Source organism: Allorhizobium sp. Av2 (genome assembly GCF_021462805.2).
In the GTDB taxonomy this organism is placed as follows: domain Bacteria; phylum Pseudomonadota; class Alphaproteobacteria; order Rhizobiales; family Rhizobiaceae; genus Allorhizobium; species Allorhizobium vitis_G.
In genome coordinates this window covers 2,560,856-2,577,311 of sequence record NZ_CP192696.1, presented here as the reverse complement: position 1 = coordinate 2,577,311, position 16,456 = coordinate 2,560,856, and the positions used below count along the sequence as shown (strand labels likewise).

The window sequence follows — 16,456 nt, the reverse complement described above, 5'->3', positions numbered from 1 at the left end:
CTCTCATCTGGAGCGCGCTTTATGACTTCTGGAAAAACCGTGCCGATTTCCATTCTTGACCTGTCGCCCATCGCAGAAGGGCAGAGCGTGTCGGATGCGCTTTCGGCCTCGCGGCGCATGGCCGTTGCGGCTGAAGAGCATGGTTACACGCGGTTCTGGCTGGCCGAACATCACGGCATGCCGGGCATTGCCAGCGCGGCGACCTCAATTGTCATTGCCCATGTCGGGGCGGCAACCAAACGGATTCGCATTGGCTCCGGCGGCATCATGCTGCCCAATCATTCGCCGATGGTGATTGCCGAGCAATTCGGCACGCTTTCGGCGCTGTTTCCGGGCCGGGTCGATCTGGGTCTCGGACGGGCGCCCGGCACCGATATGCGCACGGCCCGCGCCCTACGTCGCAATATGGAAGCGGGCGTGGATAACTTCCCCCAGGATATTCAGGAGCTGCAATTGCTGCTGGGACCGCCGGTTGGCGATGGCAGCCTGATGGCGGTTCCCGGTGTGAATAGCGATGTGGCAGTGTGGTTGCTTGGCTCCAGTCTTTATAGCGCCCATCTGGCGGCGGCGCTGGGTCTGCCCTATGCCTTTGCGTCGCATTTCGCTCCCGATCAACTGTTTGAGGCGATCTCGATCTACCGTGATCGCTTCCAGCCATCCGAGACCCTCGACAAGCCCTATATGATCGTCGGTGTGATGGGGGCTATCGCTGAAACCGATCAGGAGGCGCGGCGGCTGTTTACCTCCGCCCAGCAGCAATTCATCAACCTGCGGCGCAATGTGCGCAGCCAGTTTCCTCGCCCGGTCGAGACCATGGAAGGGCTGTGGAGTGAGATGGAACGCTTCGGCGTCGAGCATACGCTGCAACATGCCGTGGTTGGCGGCCCGGCGACAGCGGCAGAAAAGCTGTCCCGCTTCCTGAAAAATACCGGGGCAGATGAAGTGATTGTCTCCATGCCAATCCACGATATCGAGGCACGGTTGACATCGGTTCGGCTGTTTGCCGATTTGCAGCGTCAGGCCTGCGAGGCGGCGTGACGGGCTGAAAAACGGCGAAATGCGATCCCGGCATGGTTAAGCAACAGGCTTAATGAGGTCTTAACCTTTGCCCTTCATTATCCAAGGTTGAAACCTGGGGCGTGGCCCCGTTATCCTTTGATTTTGGGGCCTTTCTCATGAAAAGACATCTATTGGCATTGTTTGCCGCCGGCATTCTGGCCGGTCCGGTAAGCGCCGCCGACGTCTATCAGCCAGAACCGCCACCGCAGGACGCTCCCGAAGTGCGGGTTGCCGATACGTCCGGCTGGTATCTGCGTGGCGATATCGGCTATTCCTTCAACCAGTTGCGTGGCGCCAAATTCTACCAGGGCTCCAATGCCAATCAGGCCAATTTCGACCGGCATGATCTTGATAACAGCTACACGCTGGGCGCCGGTGTCGGATACCAGATCAATAGTCATCTGCGCACCGATGTGACCTTCGACTATCTCGGCAAGTCGGATTTCACCGGCTCGACCCGTGGGTCCTGCGGTGTGTCAAGCGCTTGTACCTCGCGTGACCTGTCCTCCTTGCAGGCCTATACGCTGATGGCCAATGCCTATGTGGATCTCGGCACCTACGCCTCGTTCACGCCCTATGTCGGCGCGGGTATCGGCGGCTCCTACGTCAAATGGGATAAGCTGAAAAACACCTCCTGCGCCGATGACGGCAGTGGTTGCGATGGCAGCGAAGAGCATGGGGGCCGGGGTAGCTGGCGCTTTGCCTATCAGCTGATGGTTGGCACCTCCATCGATCTCACCTGTGACTGGAAGGCCGATATCGGCTATCGCTTCCGCCAGACGACGGGTGGTAGCATGTTCGGCTATAAGGCCAATGGCGGTCCCGGCAGTGACAAGGGCTTTTACAGCCACGACCTGCATGTCGGCGCTCGCTACCAGTTCGGCGGCTGCCCGACGCCAGTTGCCTATGAACCGCCTCCTCTCGTCTATAAGTGACCGGGCTTAACGGCTGTGCATGCCTGCTGGTCTGGAGAAGACCGGCTCGATTTTGAAAAGCCGCCGTGCGTTCGAAAGGACGCACGGCTTTTTGTTGTCATCCATAACCTTCTGCCCCCTTGCATTTCCAGCAATGTCCCATAAAGCTAACGGCACAGGAACGGCTGCTTGGCGAAGAATCTCGTCCGTCAATGGGCTTTTCTGCCCGGATTTACATCACCACTGTCAATCTTCTTGAACGGTCAAAATGAAAATACTCGCTTCCTTCCTGGTATGGCCGGGCGTGTTTGTGTTCGGGCTGACGGGCTCCTATTTCGCTTTTTCCAGTTCTCATCCGCTGCTTGGCTTCGTTGCCGTCTATCTCTGCGCTTTCGGTCTTCTGGCGCTCAGCGAACGGTTCCTGCCATATGAGCCGACCTGGCTGGAAGGCGATGGCGAGACCGTCAACGATGTCGCCCATACGCTGTTGACCAAGGGCCTTGTCGAGTTTCTATCGGGTCTAACGGTGATTTTCCCGATGGCCGCCGCCCACGTGCTGCAACCGCTGACGGCGCTGGAATTCCACCTTTGGCCAACAGGCTTGCCCATGGCCTTGCAAGTCGTTCTGGGGCTTGTTGTTGCTGAATTCGGTCTTTACTGGGCGCATCGGATTGCTCATGAACGGCTGTTCTTCTGGCGGTTCCATGCGCTGCATCACAGCGTTGTCAGGCTTTGGGTGGTTAATACCGGGCGTTTCCATGTGATGGATTCGTTGTTCAAGGTGGCACTCAGCCAATTGCCACTCTACCTGCTTGGTGCGCCCGTCGCTGTCTTTCTCTGGGTCGGTGCGGCCACCGCGTTCATCGGCATCCTCACCCATTGCAATGTTGCGGTGCGCACTGGCATTCTCGACTATGTGTTCAGCACGCCGCGTCTGCATCGCTGGCACCATTCGAAGATTTTATGCGAAGGCAACACCAATTACGGCGAGAACCTGGTGCTCTTCGATCAGATCTTCGGGACCTATTACAATCCCGAACATGGACCCAGCACCAATATCGGCATCAGCGGCATGGTAGCCAAGGGCTTTGTTGGCCAATTGGTCCAGCCCTTCACGGTAAAGGGCCAGCGGCAGATTCTCGGAGCTCGGCCGGTCGAGGAGGGCGCGCTCGCATCCCCCGATGTCGTTGCTCAGAACTCGCGCTTGACCAACGCTCTGTCCACTGACAGCGCACCGCCACCGAAGGCTGCATAAAACAGCGCACCGCCGGTCCAGAACAGCGAGGCAAGTTCGGCTTTGGTCTGCACCTGTTCCAGGAAGGTGGTGCCGCCATCGGCAAGCCGCTTGACGGCCTCTGGGGTGAACAATGTGGCGCCGCTTTTAAGGGCATCAATGCCCTCTTGCGTCAAGAATGCATGCCCGTAGGGGAACTTGACGTGAAACCACAGGGTGATGGCCAACATGATGCCATTGGCGAGCGCGACTGGCCGTGTGAAAAGCCCGATCATGATCAGGAAGCCGCCAAAAAACTGCATGGCAGCCAACATCGGTGACCAGAGCCAGCCGGGATAGAATCCAAGATTCTGCACGAAACCGATTTGTGCCATGGGCGCCATGATTTTCGGATAGCCCTCAATGACAAGCATGGCGCCGATGGCGACCCGGAAAGCGGTGAAGGCCAGGGGTTCGGCAAATCCCTGATAGAATTTTTCCATGACCGGCAGGAACAGCCGGGTTTTCGCCGATTTGCCGGGTGTGGAATACAGTGTTTCCATTGTCATAGCCAACCTCAATAGTTTCATATTGCGTATAGGCTGATGTTGCATGGGTCCGGCTGGTGGCTATTGATCTCGGTCAATAAAGTTCACGCAATCCGGGCGTGATCACCGCCTGTTGCGCGTCTTTCGGGCAGAAACCCAGCCTTTCGACGGCCCCGCTTTGTGGAGGATTTGAGGCGGCGGATTGTCGCTGTCGGGCCGATAAAAGTTGCTTGACGAAAATCGTGAACTCGATTAGCAACGACGGCGGGACACCTCTCCCCAACGAGAGACGTTTTGGCCCGCAATCACTTGCATTATTGATATTGATTTAACTCACTATTTTGAGTTTGTGCACATTCGCTGTGTCAGCTTTTGTGTCAGAAGTCAGAACGTTTGTTATCGTCTCATCGCGCATTGCGTGGCCGTACGTGCGGAACACCAGCTGTGCATCTGCCCATCCGCCAAGCTTGGCAACTGTGATCGGGTCAACGCCTCGGTGTAGCAGCGTTGTGGCAAAGCCGTGACGGCATGAATGATATGTGAGGTAAGGAATACCGGTGCGCTTGAACACCTTGTTCCATTGCGGCTTCATGGTATGGCGCGACGAATATTTGAAGACTTTTTCGGCTGGGTCGCGGCTGCCTTCGATTTTCAACAGGGCGGCAATCAGTTCTGGCGGTAGGTGTGCCTGGCGCTCCTTTCCGACCTTGGTTTGCTTGATCAATGCCTTGAGGTTGAGCAAATCAACATCTGCCCATGTGAGGTTTGTTGCCTCGGTCACGCGCGCGCCGGTCAGGAACATAAAACAGCAGGCCGCGCCAAGGTGCGGGTTGGCGTGGGCCATGAACTGCTTGACCCACTCCCACGTCGCTGGCTCTTTAATTTTGGTCTCGGTTTTAAACCGTTTGACTTTGATCGGGTGGCACATGTCCAGCGCGGCGGCGTGGTTTATGATTGCCTGAGTTGGCACAATGACGTTGCGATTGCGCGTTGCGCCCGCTGCTTTCGGGTACAGCGTTATAGCTGCCTGCTGCACCTTGCCGGATGTGATCTTATTGACCGGCGCATCTTCCCAAAAGTCTACCATCTCTTGCACAAACCGGGCGGTTTTGCCTGCTTGCAGGTAAAGCTCTGCCGCCCGATTGAATTTTAATCGACCAAACCCACGCTCTTTGCGGTCGGTTTCTTGCCGGAGAATTTCAGACTGCTTCTCGATGATGAAGCGCTTCGCTTCGTTTTTGTCCGCTGTTCCGGTTGTTCCACGGAATCGCTCACCCTCGATTGTGCCTCGGTAGTGGTAGTACCCGCCTCTGAGGTATAACGTGAGTGACACGGGCGGCTTGCCTCCATGATTGTGTTGATGTCTTTATCGGTCAATGTCATGCGATTGCCAAGTATGCTGCAAGCCCCAATCTTACGGGCAAACTCGCGCAACTTGCGCGGTGACCACTTGAGATGGCTGGCGACTTGCTCCGGGCTGTAGACGTTGGGCAGGGTCATAGCGGGATCTCCTCGCATGCAAATTCTCGGCTCGACCGCTTCGCCTGTTCGCGCCGAAGGGCGTTTTGTTTCTTGGTGACAAGCTCCAGATGATCGGAGTGAGGACGCACGCAAAGCCGGTTGCGGCATACGTGATCGATTTCCTTCTTTCCGGGGATATAGCCGAATTCGTTGGTCCACATGACAAGATGGACAGCAACCGTCTGACCACTGAGCGACATGCGCGGATAGCCCGCGCCGCGTCCTTCATTGCCGGAGGTCGGGCCTGACCAGATCCAGCAACCTGTTTGGAGGTTTTTAATCACGCGAGACATAATCCGTTCGCGGATCTCTTCGCGGCGGCTTGCGTCAGGCATCGGAAGTTGCCTCGGGTGATTTGTGGCACAATGATGATAGAATGGCACGATCATGCAAGCCGGATTCGATAGACGAACATATGGTTGTGTCGCATCCTGAATTTGGAAAGAGGGGTGCCGGAGTCGCTGCCTCGAACTTCGAAACAGAGGCAGCGGCTTTATGAGTTGTGACGAGGGTCTTTAGCCGCTCGTTTTCGGCTTTGAGTGCGGCAACGCTTTCCCAGGCGGCAAAAGGATCGCCCGGCTCACCAACCTCGGCTGCGATTTTGAACAACTCGTCGCGATAGCCGGCGAGGTTGGCATATTTCTGAGAGAAATGCAGAACCATCCCGTTCAACCGCTCGATTTCGGCGTCACGGCGCTCGATGTCATCAAGGGCGATGGTCCATGCATTGGCTGTGGCGATGAACAGCATGGAGTTGTCGCATGCGCCTGCGAAGATCTTGGCGAGTGCCCGTTGTTTGCCTGGAAGCCAGCTGGGCCAAATCTTTTCCTGGAGGATGGCGGCAATGGCGCGGGCCGGCCGGATGGCGTCTTCGCGGAGCGGGACTGCGCCCTTGATTGCTTCGGTCTCACGCATCACGTTTTCCCTTGATAATGCGAATTGCCTGGATGAAGCCGGGTCGGGTGCGCAGAGCCTTTTGCTCTGCCTTAAGACTGTTGTCGGCTGTGGTGATTACGGTATGGCCATCACGGAAGCGAACGCTGAAGAGCGGCTTGCGCGCTGTTTGTGGGGATTGGGTTGTCATGCCAGCGCCTTCGGGTATTGGGCGGAATCCTGCCCGGTTGCCTCATATGGGATGGGAGAAGGTGGCCCCCGGGCTACTTGGACGAGCGAAATCAGATGTTCAGGCGACTTCGGTCAGTCGGATACGCTCGGCGACCGCCGGCGCGTTGCGCAACTGGCTATCCTTGCAGATCCCGGCGCTCAAAAGGTCTTTCTCGGTCTGCGGGCCGCGCTCCTGATAGAGCTGAAACATCTTTTCGCGGTCACGCTTGTCTTCGGCGGTAACGGTGGACGTCTGCTGCATGATTTTCCATCCTTGGCTTGAGGATGCGGCGATCCTCTATTCGTCTGGTTGACGCCGCCGGATGGTAAGGCTTGTGGGGGTGGGGGTGTCATCCGGCGGCCTCTCTGCATGTCCACCAAGACAAAGTGGATGAATTCAGCATAATAAGGGATATATCCCTTAGTCAAGAGAAATAAGGGATATATCCCTTTTTCCAATACCGTTCAGAAAGGTTGCAACGCAGTCTTTCGCATAGAGTGGTCAGTTTGGAGACGGTGGCATTAATCTTGGTACTTGGGTGTTGGCTTTATGCTCAACGCGGCGATCATGATGCCGAACGTGCAATCGGCAATTCATCAGCAGCTTACTGCTGTGTATTTGGTCGGCGGAGCGATAGTTTTAGTCTAGGTATTGCGATAGCCGCGCATTTAATGCGGCGTGTTGCGCCATTCATTAATAGCTGAAGCTAAGTCATGTGCGTTTCTAATATGCCAAATGCGTACACCGTCTGCGACGGCAAGTTGCTTAGAAATATTGTCTCGAAATTCGGCACTTTTTCTCAGGCTTCGTGCCGCAAATTTATATTGCTCCCATGGCAGGTCGATATTGCCAGCGGGAAGCTCAGGACGAGTTCTCCCTATATTTTGGAGTGGCCGAAGGGCCAAGCGCCAAGCTCGTAACCATGCAGAAGGGTCCAGCCACATGACGCTATCGGCATATTTGATCGCGTGAGGAAGCAAACTCGGACCGCCTTCCAAAATCCAGGCGTTTTTTTGAACCACTCGCAGTAACTCTGCATCGATCTCCGATTTGGGACGCTGTTTCCAATTGTTAGTTAGCTTGATTGCGTCAAACGAAATAACTGGCACATCTGGTCGTGCTGCTGCCAGTTGTGCCGCAATATAGCTTTTGCCGGCTCCGTTCGGACCGGTGACAATCAATCTTTTCAACGTCATTGTCCTGACCAAGGATGCGGATGATAATAAAAAATTCTTGTTACCTTGCAATGATGCTTAGCTCAAAAATAAGGTTGCTTTAGTGTCACTGGCGGACCAGTTACAAAATATCCACCTTAAATCCGCTTTCCTAGCTTTAGGATAAGTCTGTTATAACACGAACCACTTGGCCGAGCACAAAGGTTTCCGCATCAATGCTCATTGCCTCGTGTTGGGGATTGGTTGAATATGGTTCTAACCTATCAGGATTTGACATAAACCGCTTGAAGGTAGCTGTTTCATCTTTTCGAAAGATATAAAATTTGCGCGGCAACAGTTCTTTCGCAGATGCATTGACAATAATCGTAGTACCTTCCGGTGCAACGCGGTTCATGGAATCGCCTTGTACGGTAAGTGCGAAATATGCCGCTGGCTTTAGGCCATGAACTGAAATTCGCTCTGCGCTGGCTTGATGTTCTATGAAGCCCGTCTCAGCAAAAGGGCTAGCTGCGACCCAGCTTATGAGCGGAATCTGGATCGGCTCCTGTCCAGCATCAGAATTTTTCTCTCCGAAAGCCAGCCAGCCCGCTGATACATTCAGGACATGTGCTATTTTTTGGATACTATCTAACCTTGGCAGAACGGCTTTACCAGGTCTCGTCCAGTCTCGAACCAAATCAGGACCATGACCCGATAGCAATGACACCTTGCGCATCGAGAGATCCAACTCTTCCGCGCGTTTTTTTACCCTCGCAATAATTTCGGCCGTTTGTAAGCTTTCCATAGGGGAAATATCCCCTGTTGCCCTTAACCAAGAAAGAGGGACATGTCCGGTTGACATATAAGGGATATATCCCGTATTTGTGTTTGTATGATACATTTGGATTCATTTTTTTCGTTGGTGGAGACATTCTGCAGGGTAATAGGCCGTGCAGAAGCAACACTGTCGGGAAAAGTGTTTTCGGATGGTAAGCGGATTGCGGCGCTTAGACGCGGTTCAGACATAGGGGTACGGCGTCTGTGCCGTACAATTGAATGGTTTTTTGATCATTGGTCCAAAGCTGCCTCGTGGCCTGAAGGCATTTATCGCCCCCTACCTCAATATGCGGAGGCCACGCGATGATGTTGTCGTTAGGTCATCCCTTGAGCTTCCAATCGCGCTGGCTCTCCTCCCGGCTGCGCGCGGCCCGCACCAGGTTGTTTGGCGTCCGATCTGGTGCGGGCAAGTTTCGGTTTGCATGCGGTCCTCCCTGAGTATCTGACGGCCCATTCCTCACATTTTTGATCAATTCCCACCACGGGAAAAACGCCGGAGATTTCCCGGCGCGGGAAAGGTTTTGTCTTATGCACACAAGCGCTTGGTTTCATCGCATCAAAGCGGCTCAACGTGACCTGATTAGGCTGACCGGCGGTATCGAGCGGGCCTCGGAGATCTCGTCGGTGTCTGCCAGCCATATCGGAAGGATGAACAATCCGCGTGATACGGACCTGATGCCGATTTCGGTTGTCTATGCGCTGGAGAGCGAATGCGGGGTGCCGGTCGTGACCTCGGCGATGGCGGAATTGAGCGGGCGGCGGTTGACCGACCCGGCAAGCGACAAGGCCGTGGATCAAGGTGTCGTCGTTGCCTATTCGGAGATGGTGCGCCGGGCTGGCGATCTGATTTCCGGTGGTGCGGTGGCGATCTCCGACATGGTGGTGACACCTGCGGAAGCCACCAAGATGGACCGGGATGCTGCGGAATTGGAAGTCGGTCTTGCAGCACTTCGCAAGGCGCTGGCCGGCGTGAAGGCGAGGGGCGGCGATAAGCTTGGCCTGCGGATCGTGGGAGATCAGCCATGATCGACGCAACCTTGACCCCGCTATTCGAGCGGCCCTTGAGTGCGCGGGCACGGGCCTTCCTGCGCAAGCTCAAAATCCATGGTGGTCAGCTGATCGTGCCTGATGGCCCTGACCGGCTGTTGGCGAATGACTGCCGTGCCTGCGGCTATGTGTTGATCCGCGAGGATCACAAGACGGTGCTGCTGACCGGTCTGGGGCAGGCCTATCTTGATCGTCTGATGAGGGCGAACTGATGGCCGGTTATGCCTCCGTGAAGTATCCCAAGCCCGGTTCCGCCGGGCTTTCCCTTATTCTCGCAGCGATTCGCGATGGCGAGGTTGTCACCAAGGACGTGGCGCAGGTGATTGCGGCGAACAAGGTGGCAGCCGAAGGCTGCGGCTATCTGATCCGCGATCAGAAGGACGGCAATCGCTGGTATCCGACGGACCGCGCCCGGCAAATGCTTGTCGCGCTGGGCCTCTGTGAAGCTTCACCATCGTCCCAGCCCAAAACCAAGGTGGCAACGGAACGGCGGATTGACAGTATCCGCGCCGAACACCGGCTGCGGACCCTGAATGAGACGACCGTTCTAGCGCTGATGGACAACATCCGCGACTACGGGCTGGAAACGCCGATCACCGTCTATGGCGATGTTGACGACGCTGAGGTGGATCTCGGTGCGGGTGGCCACCGCCTGGAGGCCTGCAAGCGGCTGGGGCTAGAGTTCATTCTCTGCTTTCACAAACGGGGCGACGATCTCGACCGCCAGCTCTGCGAGATTGACGAGAACCTGATCCGCGCCGATCTGACACCATCCGACCGGGCGTTGTTCCTGCATCGTCGCAAAGAAATCTATCTGGTTAAGTTTCCTGAGACGGCAAATGGCGCTGTTGGAAATGGCCGCCCGAAGGTTCGCCACATTGGCGACGCTACTGAGGTCAAACGCTTTACGGCTGCCACTGCCAAAGCAACCGGACAGAAAGAGCGCACCATTCAGCGCGATGTCGAGCGCGGCGAAAAGATTTCCCGAACCGCATTGCAGATGTTGCGCGGCACCCGGCACGACAAGGGCGTGACGCTCGACCAGTTGAAGCGGCTGGAAACGGCAGAGGCGCAGGAGCGCTTTGCCCGCGATCTGATTGCCGCAGACAAGGCGGTGACGGCTGAATCCAAGGCGATCCGCACCACCAACCAAAAGCATAGCCGGGATATGCGGCTGCATCTGGTCAGCGCCATTGCCGAGCATGGCCGACGCAAAGGTGGTGACGTGCCGCGTGGAGCATACGCTATCGGCTATGCCGACCCGCCGTGGCAGCAAGAGGCCTGGAGCGATGAGACCGGGCAAGACAAAGGCCTCAAATATCCCGCCATGCCGGTGGAGGAGATCAAGGCGCTCTGCGCAGGCGAGAGATCGCCCTTCACCATGGATGCGCTGTTGTTCCTGTGGGTCACCGCCAACCGGTTGCCCGATGGCATCGACGTGCTGCGGGCCTGGGGCTTTGACTATGTCACCTGCATGGCCTGGGACAAGATGCATATCGGCATGGGCCGATGGGTGCGAGATCGTCATGAACTGCTGTTGGTCGGCAAACGCGGCAAGGTCTCACTCGCACCATTGCCCGGCACCCAGCCGGACAGCCTCTATGCCGAGCCGAAAACCGAGCATAGCCGCAAGCCTGTGTGGTTTGCCGAACAGATCGACCGGCTGTGGCCGCAACTGCCGAAACTAGAACTGTTTCAGCGCAAGGAGAGCCTTGCCGAGGGCGACGTGCGGCTTGGCGGCAAATGGGACTTCTGGGGCTTTGAGGCCACGGAGGTCTCGCAGACCTCGCAGGCCACGCAGGACCCCGATGCCACGCAGGTCCCGCAGACCTCGCAGGTCTCGCAGACCGCGCCGGTCTCGGAAGGGGGTGGCGCATGACGGCGGAGGCCTTGCAAAGACGGCACAGGGAGGTCGCCACCGTAAACCGGCTTCGTGGATCGGCCGAGCGGCTGCAAAGGGACGCCTGGACGCTGGAAGCGACGCGGGACGGCCTGCGCCTGATCGTCCAGCGGCCGGATGGTGAGCTGGCGCACATTGCCACCATCCACCGCAATGCCCTGCATGATGAGCGGGATTTGCTCTGCGGTGCGCTCGATCATTTGCGGATGTTTTTGCATTTGTTCGACCGGGCGGCTGTCGCGGTGCGCGATCTGCGGGGTGAGTTGGAGGCGCAAGAGCGCAAACCGGCCTCGGCGCCAAAGATGCCGAACCACGCGGCGCAAGCCTCCATTCTGCTGTCCCACGCAGCCTTTCAACGGTTTCTGAGCGATACCGGCGGCGGGCGCGTGGTTGACGACAAAGACAGTGCCGACGCGGCTCTGAAGGATCGCCTCGGCATCACCAGCAAAAAACAGATCAATGAAGATGACCGCGTTAGGGCGGCCTGGCTCTCGCTGTTTGGCGAGTACGAGGCGTGGCTGCGCGGCGGGGGTGAAGCATGACCAGTCGTGACTTTCCAGAGGTCTCTATTCCCTATGGCAAGCGCACCGCAAAGGCGATGCGGATCGCCTGCGGGTGCTGCGACGTCGTTTCCTACTTCCCGCATCACACCGGGATCATCGTCAAGCCGTCCCTCGCGGCCATCCAGCATTTCCAGACCAAAGGATGGGTCGTTGGCAGCAGTCCGAAAGAGGACTTTTGCCCAAAACATGCCAGCCCGTCCAAGCGCAAAGGAGCGACGATCATGGCCGAGAACACAGCACCGGTTGCAGACAAGCCGCGTGACATGAGCCGCGAGGATCGCGCCATCATCTTTGACAAGCTCAATGAGGTCTATGGCAAGGATGCCTATAAAGCGCCCTGGACAGACAGCATGGTTGCCAAGGATCTCGGTGTGCCGCGCGATTGGGTGTCCGTCACACGCGACGCAATGTTCGGCCCGGCCGGCTCCAATCCGCTGTTTGATGATTTTCTGCTGGAAAGCGCCCGGATGGAAAGCCAGTTCCGCACCTATGCCAGTGCTTGCGAAGCGGCAACACAGGCAGTGGACGCGCAGAAGGCGGCCCAGGCGGCGCTGTCCAAGCAGATGGACGCCTATCGCGCCCTGGCACGCAAGGTTGAGCGGGAGATCGGCCGATGACGGCACTTCTTCCAATCGTCGAGCAGCTTTGCGATTGCCAGACGGACGCGGAGCGAGCGGATTGGCTGCTCAGGGTGCCGCAAGGTGTCATTTGCCGCGACAACGCTGTCATCCGCATGGTGTTGCGCACGGCAGGCTTTCTGATCGGCGTCGAATACATTGATGCCGAGTTGGCAGCGCTCAACTCCACCCGCACCGAGCAGGGCTGCTGGCGCGATAGCGTGTTGCTGTCCATCGGGGCGACGAGAGCCGCGCTGCTGGATGTTGTGTGCAAAGGCGGTGGGCAGTGAGCGGCGAAGCGACAATCCGGCGGGGCGTGCGCAATGCGCGCTATGCCGCCATTCCCAACCATGTGTTTGAAGATGCCAGGCTCTCCATGGAGGCCCGCTGGTTGCTGTCCTATCTGCTGTCGAAGCCCGACAATTGGACCGTGGTGATCGGAGACATCGTCCGCAAGGGCAATTGCGGACGCGACAAGGCCCGCAAGATGATCGCGGAGCTGGTGGAGACAGGCTATGCGGAGCGGGAGCAGACCCGTGCCGATGGCTAGTTCGGCGCAACGGTTCTTGTCATCTTTGACGAGCCACGCCAGGCGGTCCCGGATGCCTCCAATAACACCGATGCCTCCGACGTCTCTGACACCACCGGTGTCTCCGACACCGCTGATGCTTCCGGCAACGCCGATGCCTCCGCCAAATCCGCCGGCTCTGACGGTTCCGATGCGGCATCAGAAAGTGTTGCATTTCTACCGCAGACTGAAACGCCGTCGCCGGCAAAACCGTCGCCGGCAAAACCGTCGCCGGTTTTACCGTCGCCGGTAAAATCGGCACCTAGTAATAACTTAGATCTAGCAAAGACTGACTCTTACCAAGGGGAGGGAGTTTGCGAACTGGTTTCGCAAGGCAATGCGGTTCCCGCTGCGGACGACAAGGCAGCCAAGCGCACCGAGCGAGCCCGGATCGGTCGGCAGTTTGACGCCTGGTACAAACTCTGGCCCAAGCCCGGCAGTCCCGAATTTGCCCGCAATGCCTGGTTTGCGCTGTCGGCTGAGGAGCGGGACGCCTGCATTGAGCGAACACCAGCCTATCTCGCCTGGGCAAAGCGCGACGACCTGACAGCGCCCGCCGTTTACCTCAAGGCACGGGCATGGACAGACCTGCCTGACCATCTGGGTGAGACGCAGGAGCCAGCGCGCGTCGTCGCCAAGCCGTGCGGCAAGCTTTGGATGGGACGGCGCTTGGAGGCTCTGCTGTCAGACCCGACCGGCCCGTTCTTCATCACGGCTTTCGATGAGCGGCGGATTGCCTCCGGTGCGATCAGCCGGGAAGCGCTGATCTGGGAAAAGCGCCGGGAGCACGGCTGGCCGTTGGTGGTCAAAATGCAAGACCGCGCCCTTCGTGGCGAACAGTTTGTGACCTCGGCGGATCTGTTGCCGCTGGTGGCCGGCTTTGTCGGGGTCAAGCCAGACAGCGAGCTGTTTGCCGCTTGGCGGCGGCTCCATGAGCGGCGGGGATGGATGTTTATCGATGGACGGTGCGAGTGGAATTACTTTCCGCCGGTCGACCCAGGAGAGCCCGATCTCGATGCGGCGGTCGAGGCCGCCCTTCGGCACTTCAAAATCAGCCTCAGCGAGGGACGCACCCATGATGCAGCATAACGGCAAACTTCTGAATAGCGTCTCGAACGAAAGGCTTGCGAAGCTGACGGACGCCAAAGCCCTTGAGGCCAAACGCCAGCGCCAGATCGCCATGGCCAGGCGTGACCGCCCTGACTTCGACCAACTGGCCCGCTGGGTGGTGGCCAGCTGCAAGATCGGCATGGAACAGGTGATCCGAGATTCCCTTGGACAGCAGGGTATTGAATGCTGGTGCCCCTGCGAGCGGCTGAGACTACCGCCCAGGCGCGGCAAGCCAGCGATCATCGTCCAGCGGGCGCTATTTCGTGGATACCTGTTCGTGCAGGTGATCCCGGACAATGAAGCCTATGTCGGTCTCATGCTGGCATCCAAGCTGCGGAGCCTGATGGGACGGGATGGCAAGCCCTACCTGATGCCGGAACCCTTGATGCGGCAGCTGCTCCTATCGGCCAAGACTGCGGAGAGGAAGCATATGGAGGCGGGCGACGTGCCACCGATGCCGGATGTGCTGGGCAAGCAGGTAACGATCCGCTCCGGCCCGTTTGCCGACTTCGTGGTGACGGTGCGCAAAGTGCTGTCCAAGCGTGGTCAGGTGGTGGTTGACGTGCCGCTGTTTGGTGGGATGAGCGAGATCACCATGGGCATTGATGCCATTGCGACCTGAGGTCATCGCCTGAGAGGTGGAGACCCCTCGGACGATGGTCAGATGGCCCGGGGCAGGGGGGTAGGTTAGCCTTGAACCCGATCCGCCTCCCGCACCGGCGTCAGTCATTTCTGTGTAGCGAGTGGAAATTGGAGACAAAAAGCCACAGCTGGAAAGGGCTCCCTCATAGTTGCGTTCGAGCTCGGTGTTAATAGGGAAGTTTTGTAGCGATACCCGTGAATCAGCGTCGGAGGTTTGCCCCTATGCTCGATCTCGTAAAGGTCCTGATTTATTGCGATGACATGGAGATCGCACGGGGTCATGATCGGCGCCGATGATGACCCCGTTCTCGTTGCAAGTTTGCGATGAAAATCAGGTGCTTATTGCCTTTTCAAGCGGGGTCAACCTTCGGTGCTGTTTCACAGTCAGCACTCGTACCTGAGCAATGATCCTAAATGCACGACACCATCAAACTCGACAACAACTTGCTTATATTTAACGGTGAAACCGTTTTTTGACCAAAATTTCAGTGCTGCATGATTATCGTTGAGTACACAGGCATCGATCTGATGAATGCCGCGCGATCTTGCTATGGCTTTGATAAAGCCTAGAGTTTTACTTCCAAGAGCATGACGTCTTTTGTCGTGGTCAACAACAAAATAGTAAACATTCCAAGCGTGCACCTTTGTTATGCGCTCTAGAATTACTGCATTGGCGATAATATCGTCAGATATGATTGCTGAGCAAAAAAATGAATTGGTGTATTCACATGAAAAACCAGAATTTTTTAGAGCGAAATCTAAGGCGCTGACAAGAAAACTACGTTGGCTTTCGTGTTTATGATCCTTTATCAGCTTTTTTGCGTGCAGTTCTGTAGATCTCAACCGGGTCAACGAGAAATTGATATTACCGCAAATGCTCGACAATGGATCCGATCTCCTGCTGAAATGGCACCTTGTCTATTAGGGATATCTTTATTAATCTAATGATCTCTTCTGAATGAGCTTTTTCGTGATCTACTTGCTTATAAAGCCAGTGCGCATCGTCCTCTGAGTCGATCAGTCCAAACTCGTTTTGATGAACAAGTGATATGTCGATGTCGGTTTTCATCGCGAAAAAAAAGCTCCGGTTGCTTCGGTCAACTATGTCAAACATCTCCCTGACCACTGTAGCGGATGGCGGTAAGGGATCAGGAGAACCAGAGCCTTGCAAGGAAGCTATATAATCATCGCGAGGGTTTGCTTGGAGGGTTTCGAAATACAAAACATCGCTTACATCTAATATATAGGGAGCATGCGCAAGCATCGTGAAAAGATTGTCCCACATCTTATATACGGCGTAGAAATCATCATTTTCCGGCACTGCAATGTGTTTTGAGAGCACGGGTTGGAACACGTCGAACGACGAGGGGCATACGTCTTGATCAAAGCTTAAAGGCCTTGTAACTCGAGATCGAGAAAAGCCCATGCTAAACAGTTCGTCTAGGAGCTTGTTTACCTCTTCGGGGACCTTCAAAGGCACAAGACTGTATCCAAGTGGAAAGTACATGGGAGACCTCAGAAAATAGTCCAGTTCGGGGGAGCGGAACCGCCCTGTGGTAAGCAAAGAACCGAGCCAGCGCCTTTTTGTGGGGACCAAAAGCACTGACAGTTTTTCGGGTTTTGAGCCCTAATGTAAACATTGATATGGTCCCCTGGAC

At 56.6% G+C, this 16,456-nt stretch carries 22 protein-coding genes and 1 pseudogene; 13 read left to right on the top strand and 10 right to left on the bottom strand.

Annotated features, from left to right (window positions below; translation table 11 throughout):
- Positions 1-21: 21 nt before the first annotated feature.
- From FS819_RS12290 to olsE, 3 genes are all read left to right on the top strand, one after another.
- Positions 22-1,038, top strand: a complete 1,017-nt coding sequence (locus FS819_RS12290) for an LLM class flavin-dependent oxidoreductase (RefSeq protein ID WP_156550930.1) — start codon at positions 22-24, stop codon at positions 1,036-1,038.
- 137 nt (positions 1,039-1,175) lie between these two features.
- Positions 1,176-1,994 (top strand): outer membrane protein, encoded by an 819-nt coding sequence (locus tag FS819_RS12285; protein ID WP_156550929.1) that lies wholly within the window; start codon positions 1,176-1,178, stop codon positions 1,992-1,994.
- Positions 1,995-2,241: 247 nt separating this feature from the next.
- On the top strand, positions 2,242-3,228 hold the full coding sequence (olsE, locus tag FS819_RS12280) for an ornithine lipid hydroxylase OlsE (RefSeq protein WP_156550928.1): 987 nt from the start codon (positions 2,242-2,244) through the stop codon (positions 3,226-3,228).
- On the opposite strand, the gene FS819_RS12275 is transcribed toward olsE, so the two are convergent.
- From FS819_RS12275 to FS819_RS12240, 8 genes are all read right to left on the bottom strand, one after another.
- A complete protein-coding gene (locus FS819_RS12275; RefSeq protein WP_156550927.1) occupies positions 3,165-3,755 on the bottom strand; it encodes a DoxX family protein in 591 nt (196 codons plus the stop codon). The genes olsE and FS819_RS12275 overlap by 64 nt on opposite strands.
- Before the next feature lie 307 nt (positions 3,756-4,062).
- The gene (locus tag FS819_RS12270; RefSeq protein WP_234624507.1) at positions 4,063-5,067 is read right to left on the bottom strand and encodes a tyrosine-type recombinase/integrase; all 1,005 of its coding nucleotides are present in this window, start codon (positions 5,065-5,067) and stop codon (positions 4,063-4,065) included.
- 163 nt (positions 5,068-5,230) lie between these two features.
- Complete coding sequence (locus FS819_RS12265) at positions 5,231-5,590, bottom strand: HNH endonuclease signature motif containing protein (protein WP_156550926.1); 360 nt, start codon at positions 5,588-5,590, stop codon at positions 5,231-5,233.
- A complete protein-coding gene (locus tag FS819_RS12260; protein ID WP_156550925.1) occupies positions 5,583-6,170 on the bottom strand; it encodes a hypothetical protein in 588 nt (195 codons plus the stop codon). The genes FS819_RS12265 and FS819_RS12260 overlap by 8 nt, the downstream gene beginning before the upstream one ends.
- A complete protein-coding gene (locus tag FS819_RS12255; RefSeq protein WP_156550924.1) occupies positions 6,163-6,339 on the bottom strand; it encodes a hypothetical protein in 177 nt (58 codons plus the stop codon). The genes FS819_RS12260 and FS819_RS12255 overlap by 8 nt, the downstream gene beginning before the upstream one ends.
- Before the next feature lie 99 nt (positions 6,340-6,438).
- A complete protein-coding gene (locus tag FS819_RS12250; protein WP_156550923.1) occupies positions 6,439-6,621 on the bottom strand; it encodes a hypothetical protein in 183 nt (60 codons plus the stop codon).
- 407 nt (positions 6,622-7,028) lie between these two features.
- On the bottom strand, positions 7,029-7,550 hold the full coding sequence (locus FS819_RS12245) for a P-loop NTPase family protein (RefSeq protein ID WP_156550922.1): 522 nt from the start codon (positions 7,548-7,550) through the stop codon (positions 7,029-7,031).
- 142 nt (positions 7,551-7,692) lie between these two features.
- Complete coding sequence (locus FS819_RS12240) at positions 7,693-8,319, bottom strand: LexA family transcriptional regulator (RefSeq protein WP_197433985.1); 627 nt, start codon at positions 8,317-8,319, stop codon at positions 7,693-7,695.
- 560 nt (positions 8,320-8,879) lie between these two features.
- Here FS819_RS12240 and FS819_RS12235 point away from each other — a divergent pair.
- The 10 genes and pseudogenes from FS819_RS12235 to FS819_RS12190 all read left to right on the top strand — a co-directional run bounded on the left by FS819_RS12235 (position 8,880) and on the right by FS819_RS12190 (position 14,778).
- A complete protein-coding gene (locus FS819_RS12235) occupies positions 8,880-9,377 on the top strand; it encodes a hypothetical protein (protein ID WP_156550920.1) in 498 nt (165 codons plus the stop codon).
- Positions 9,374-9,610 carry a hypothetical protein gene (locus FS819_RS12230; RefSeq protein WP_156550919.1) on the top strand — a complete coding sequence of 79 codons (237 nt, stop codon included), beginning with the start codon at positions 9,374-9,376 and terminating at the stop codon, positions 9,608-9,610. The genes FS819_RS12235 and FS819_RS12230 overlap by 4 nt, the downstream gene beginning before the upstream one ends.
- Positions 9,610-11,277 carry an MT-A70 family methyltransferase gene (locus tag FS819_RS12225; RefSeq protein WP_156550918.1) on the top strand — a complete coding sequence of 556 codons (1,668 nt, stop codon included), beginning with the start codon at positions 9,610-9,612 and terminating at the stop codon, positions 11,275-11,277. The genes FS819_RS12230 and FS819_RS12225 overlap by 1 nt, the downstream gene beginning before the upstream one ends.
- Positions 11,274-11,840 (top strand): hypothetical protein, encoded by a 567-nt coding sequence (locus tag FS819_RS12220; RefSeq protein WP_156550917.1) that lies wholly within the window; start codon positions 11,274-11,276, stop codon positions 11,838-11,840. The genes FS819_RS12225 and FS819_RS12220 overlap by 4 nt, the downstream gene beginning before the upstream one ends.
- Positions 11,837-12,478: a hypothetical protein gene (locus FS819_RS12215; protein ID WP_197433986.1), complete on the top strand. Its 642-nt coding sequence runs from the start codon at positions 11,837-11,839 to the stop codon at positions 12,476-12,478. The genes FS819_RS12220 and FS819_RS12215 overlap by 4 nt, the downstream gene beginning before the upstream one ends.
- Positions 12,475-12,768: a hypothetical protein gene (locus FS819_RS12210; RefSeq protein WP_156550916.1), complete on the top strand. Its 294-nt coding sequence runs from the start codon at positions 12,475-12,477 to the stop codon at positions 12,766-12,768. Before FS819_RS12215 ends, FS819_RS12210 begins: the two co-directional genes overlap by 4 nt.
- A complete protein-coding gene (locus tag FS819_RS12205; RefSeq protein ID WP_234624508.1) occupies positions 12,765-13,028 on the top strand; it encodes a helix-turn-helix domain-containing protein in 264 nt (87 codons plus the stop codon). Before FS819_RS12210 ends, FS819_RS12205 begins: the two co-directional genes overlap by 4 nt.
- Positions 13,029-13,049: 21 nt before the next feature.
- Positions 13,050-13,562 (top strand): annotated as a pseudogene (locus FS819_RS12200) (helix-turn-helix domain-containing protein); the annotation flags it as partial.
- Between the two features lie 141 nt (positions 13,563-13,703).
- The gene (locus tag FS819_RS12195) at positions 13,704-14,135 is read left to right on the top strand and encodes a hypothetical protein (protein ID WP_234624509.1); all 432 of its coding nucleotides are present in this window, start codon (positions 13,704-13,706) and stop codon (positions 14,133-14,135) included.
- Entirely contained in the window at positions 14,122-14,778 is a 657-nt protein-coding gene (locus FS819_RS12190; protein WP_156550915.1) for a transcription termination/antitermination NusG family protein, read from the top strand. The genes FS819_RS12195 and FS819_RS12190 overlap by 14 nt, the downstream gene beginning before the upstream one ends.
- Before the next feature lie 404 nt (positions 14,779-15,182).
- Here FS819_RS12190 and FS819_RS12185 read toward each other — a convergent pair whose 3' ends face one another.
- Together FS819_RS12185 and FS819_RS12180 are read right to left on the bottom strand one after the other, a co-directional pair.
- Complete coding sequence (locus FS819_RS12185; RefSeq protein ID WP_156550914.1) at positions 15,183-15,683, bottom strand: GNAT family N-acetyltransferase; 501 nt, start codon at positions 15,681-15,683, stop codon at positions 15,183-15,185.
- The gene (locus FS819_RS12180; protein ID WP_156550913.1) at positions 15,664-16,305 is read right to left on the bottom strand and encodes a hypothetical protein; all 642 of its coding nucleotides are present in this window, start codon (positions 16,303-16,305) and stop codon (positions 15,664-15,666) included. Before FS819_RS12180 ends, FS819_RS12185 begins: the two co-directional genes overlap by 20 nt.
- Between the last annotated feature and the right edge of the window lie 151 nt (positions 16,306-16,456).

Coding starts and splice junctions, on each gene's coding strand:
- FS819_RS12290 (WP_156550930.1), top strand. CDS start 22: ATGACTTCTGGAAAAACCGTGCCGATTTCCATTCTTGACCTGTCGCCC.
- FS819_RS12285 (WP_156550929.1), top strand. CDS start 1,176: ATGAAAAGACATCTATTGGCATTGTTTGCCGCCGGCATTCTGGCCGGT.
- olsE (WP_156550928.1), top strand. CDS start 2,242: ATGAAAATACTCGCTTCCTTCCTGGTATGGCCGGGCGTGTTTGTGTTC.
- FS819_RS12275 (WP_156550927.1), bottom strand. CDS start 3,755: ATGACAATGGAAACACTGTATTCCACACCCGGCAAATCGGCGAAAACC.
- FS819_RS12265 (WP_156550926.1), bottom strand. CDS start 5,590: ATGCCTGACGCAAGCCGCCGCGAAGAGATCCGCGAACGGATTATGTCT.
- FS819_RS12260 (WP_156550925.1), bottom strand. CDS start 6,170: ATGCGTGAGACCGAAGCAATCAAGGGCGCAGTCCCGCTCCGCGAAGAC.
- FS819_RS12255 (WP_156550924.1), bottom strand. CDS start 6,339: ATGACAACCCAATCCCCACAAACAGCGCGCAAGCCGCTCTTCAGCGTT.
- FS819_RS12250 (WP_156550923.1), bottom strand. CDS start 6,621: ATGCAGCAGACGTCCACCGTTACCGCCGAAGACAAGCGTGACCGCGAA.
- FS819_RS12240 (WP_197433985.1), bottom strand. CDS start 8,319: ATGGAAAGCTTACAAACGGCCGAAATTATTGCGAGGGTAAAAAAACGC.
- FS819_RS12235 (WP_156550920.1), top strand. CDS start 8,880: ATGCACACAAGCGCTTGGTTTCATCGCATCAAAGCGGCTCAACGTGAC.
- FS819_RS12230 (WP_156550919.1), top strand. CDS start 9,374: ATGATCGACGCAACCTTGACCCCGCTATTCGAGCGGCCCTTGAGTGCG.
- FS819_RS12225 (WP_156550918.1), top strand. CDS start 9,610: ATGGCCGGTTATGCCTCCGTGAAGTATCCCAAGCCCGGTTCCGCCGGG.
- FS819_RS12220 (WP_156550917.1), top strand. CDS start 11,274: ATGACGGCGGAGGCCTTGCAAAGACGGCACAGGGAGGTCGCCACCGTA.
- FS819_RS12215 (WP_197433986.1), top strand. CDS start 11,837: ATGACCAGTCGTGACTTTCCAGAGGTCTCTATTCCCTATGGCAAGCGC.
- FS819_RS12210 (WP_156550916.1), top strand. CDS start 12,475: ATGACGGCACTTCTTCCAATCGTCGAGCAGCTTTGCGATTGCCAGACG.
- FS819_RS12195 (WP_234624509.1), top strand. CDS start 13,704: ATGGGACGGCGCTTGGAGGCTCTGCTGTCAGACCCGACCGGCCCGTTC.
- FS819_RS12190 (WP_156550915.1), top strand. CDS start 14,122: ATGATGCAGCATAACGGCAAACTTCTGAATAGCGTCTCGAACGAAAGG.
- FS819_RS12180 (WP_156550913.1), bottom strand. CDS start 16,305: ATGTACTTTCCACTTGGATACAGTCTTGTGCCTTTGAAGGTCCCCGAA.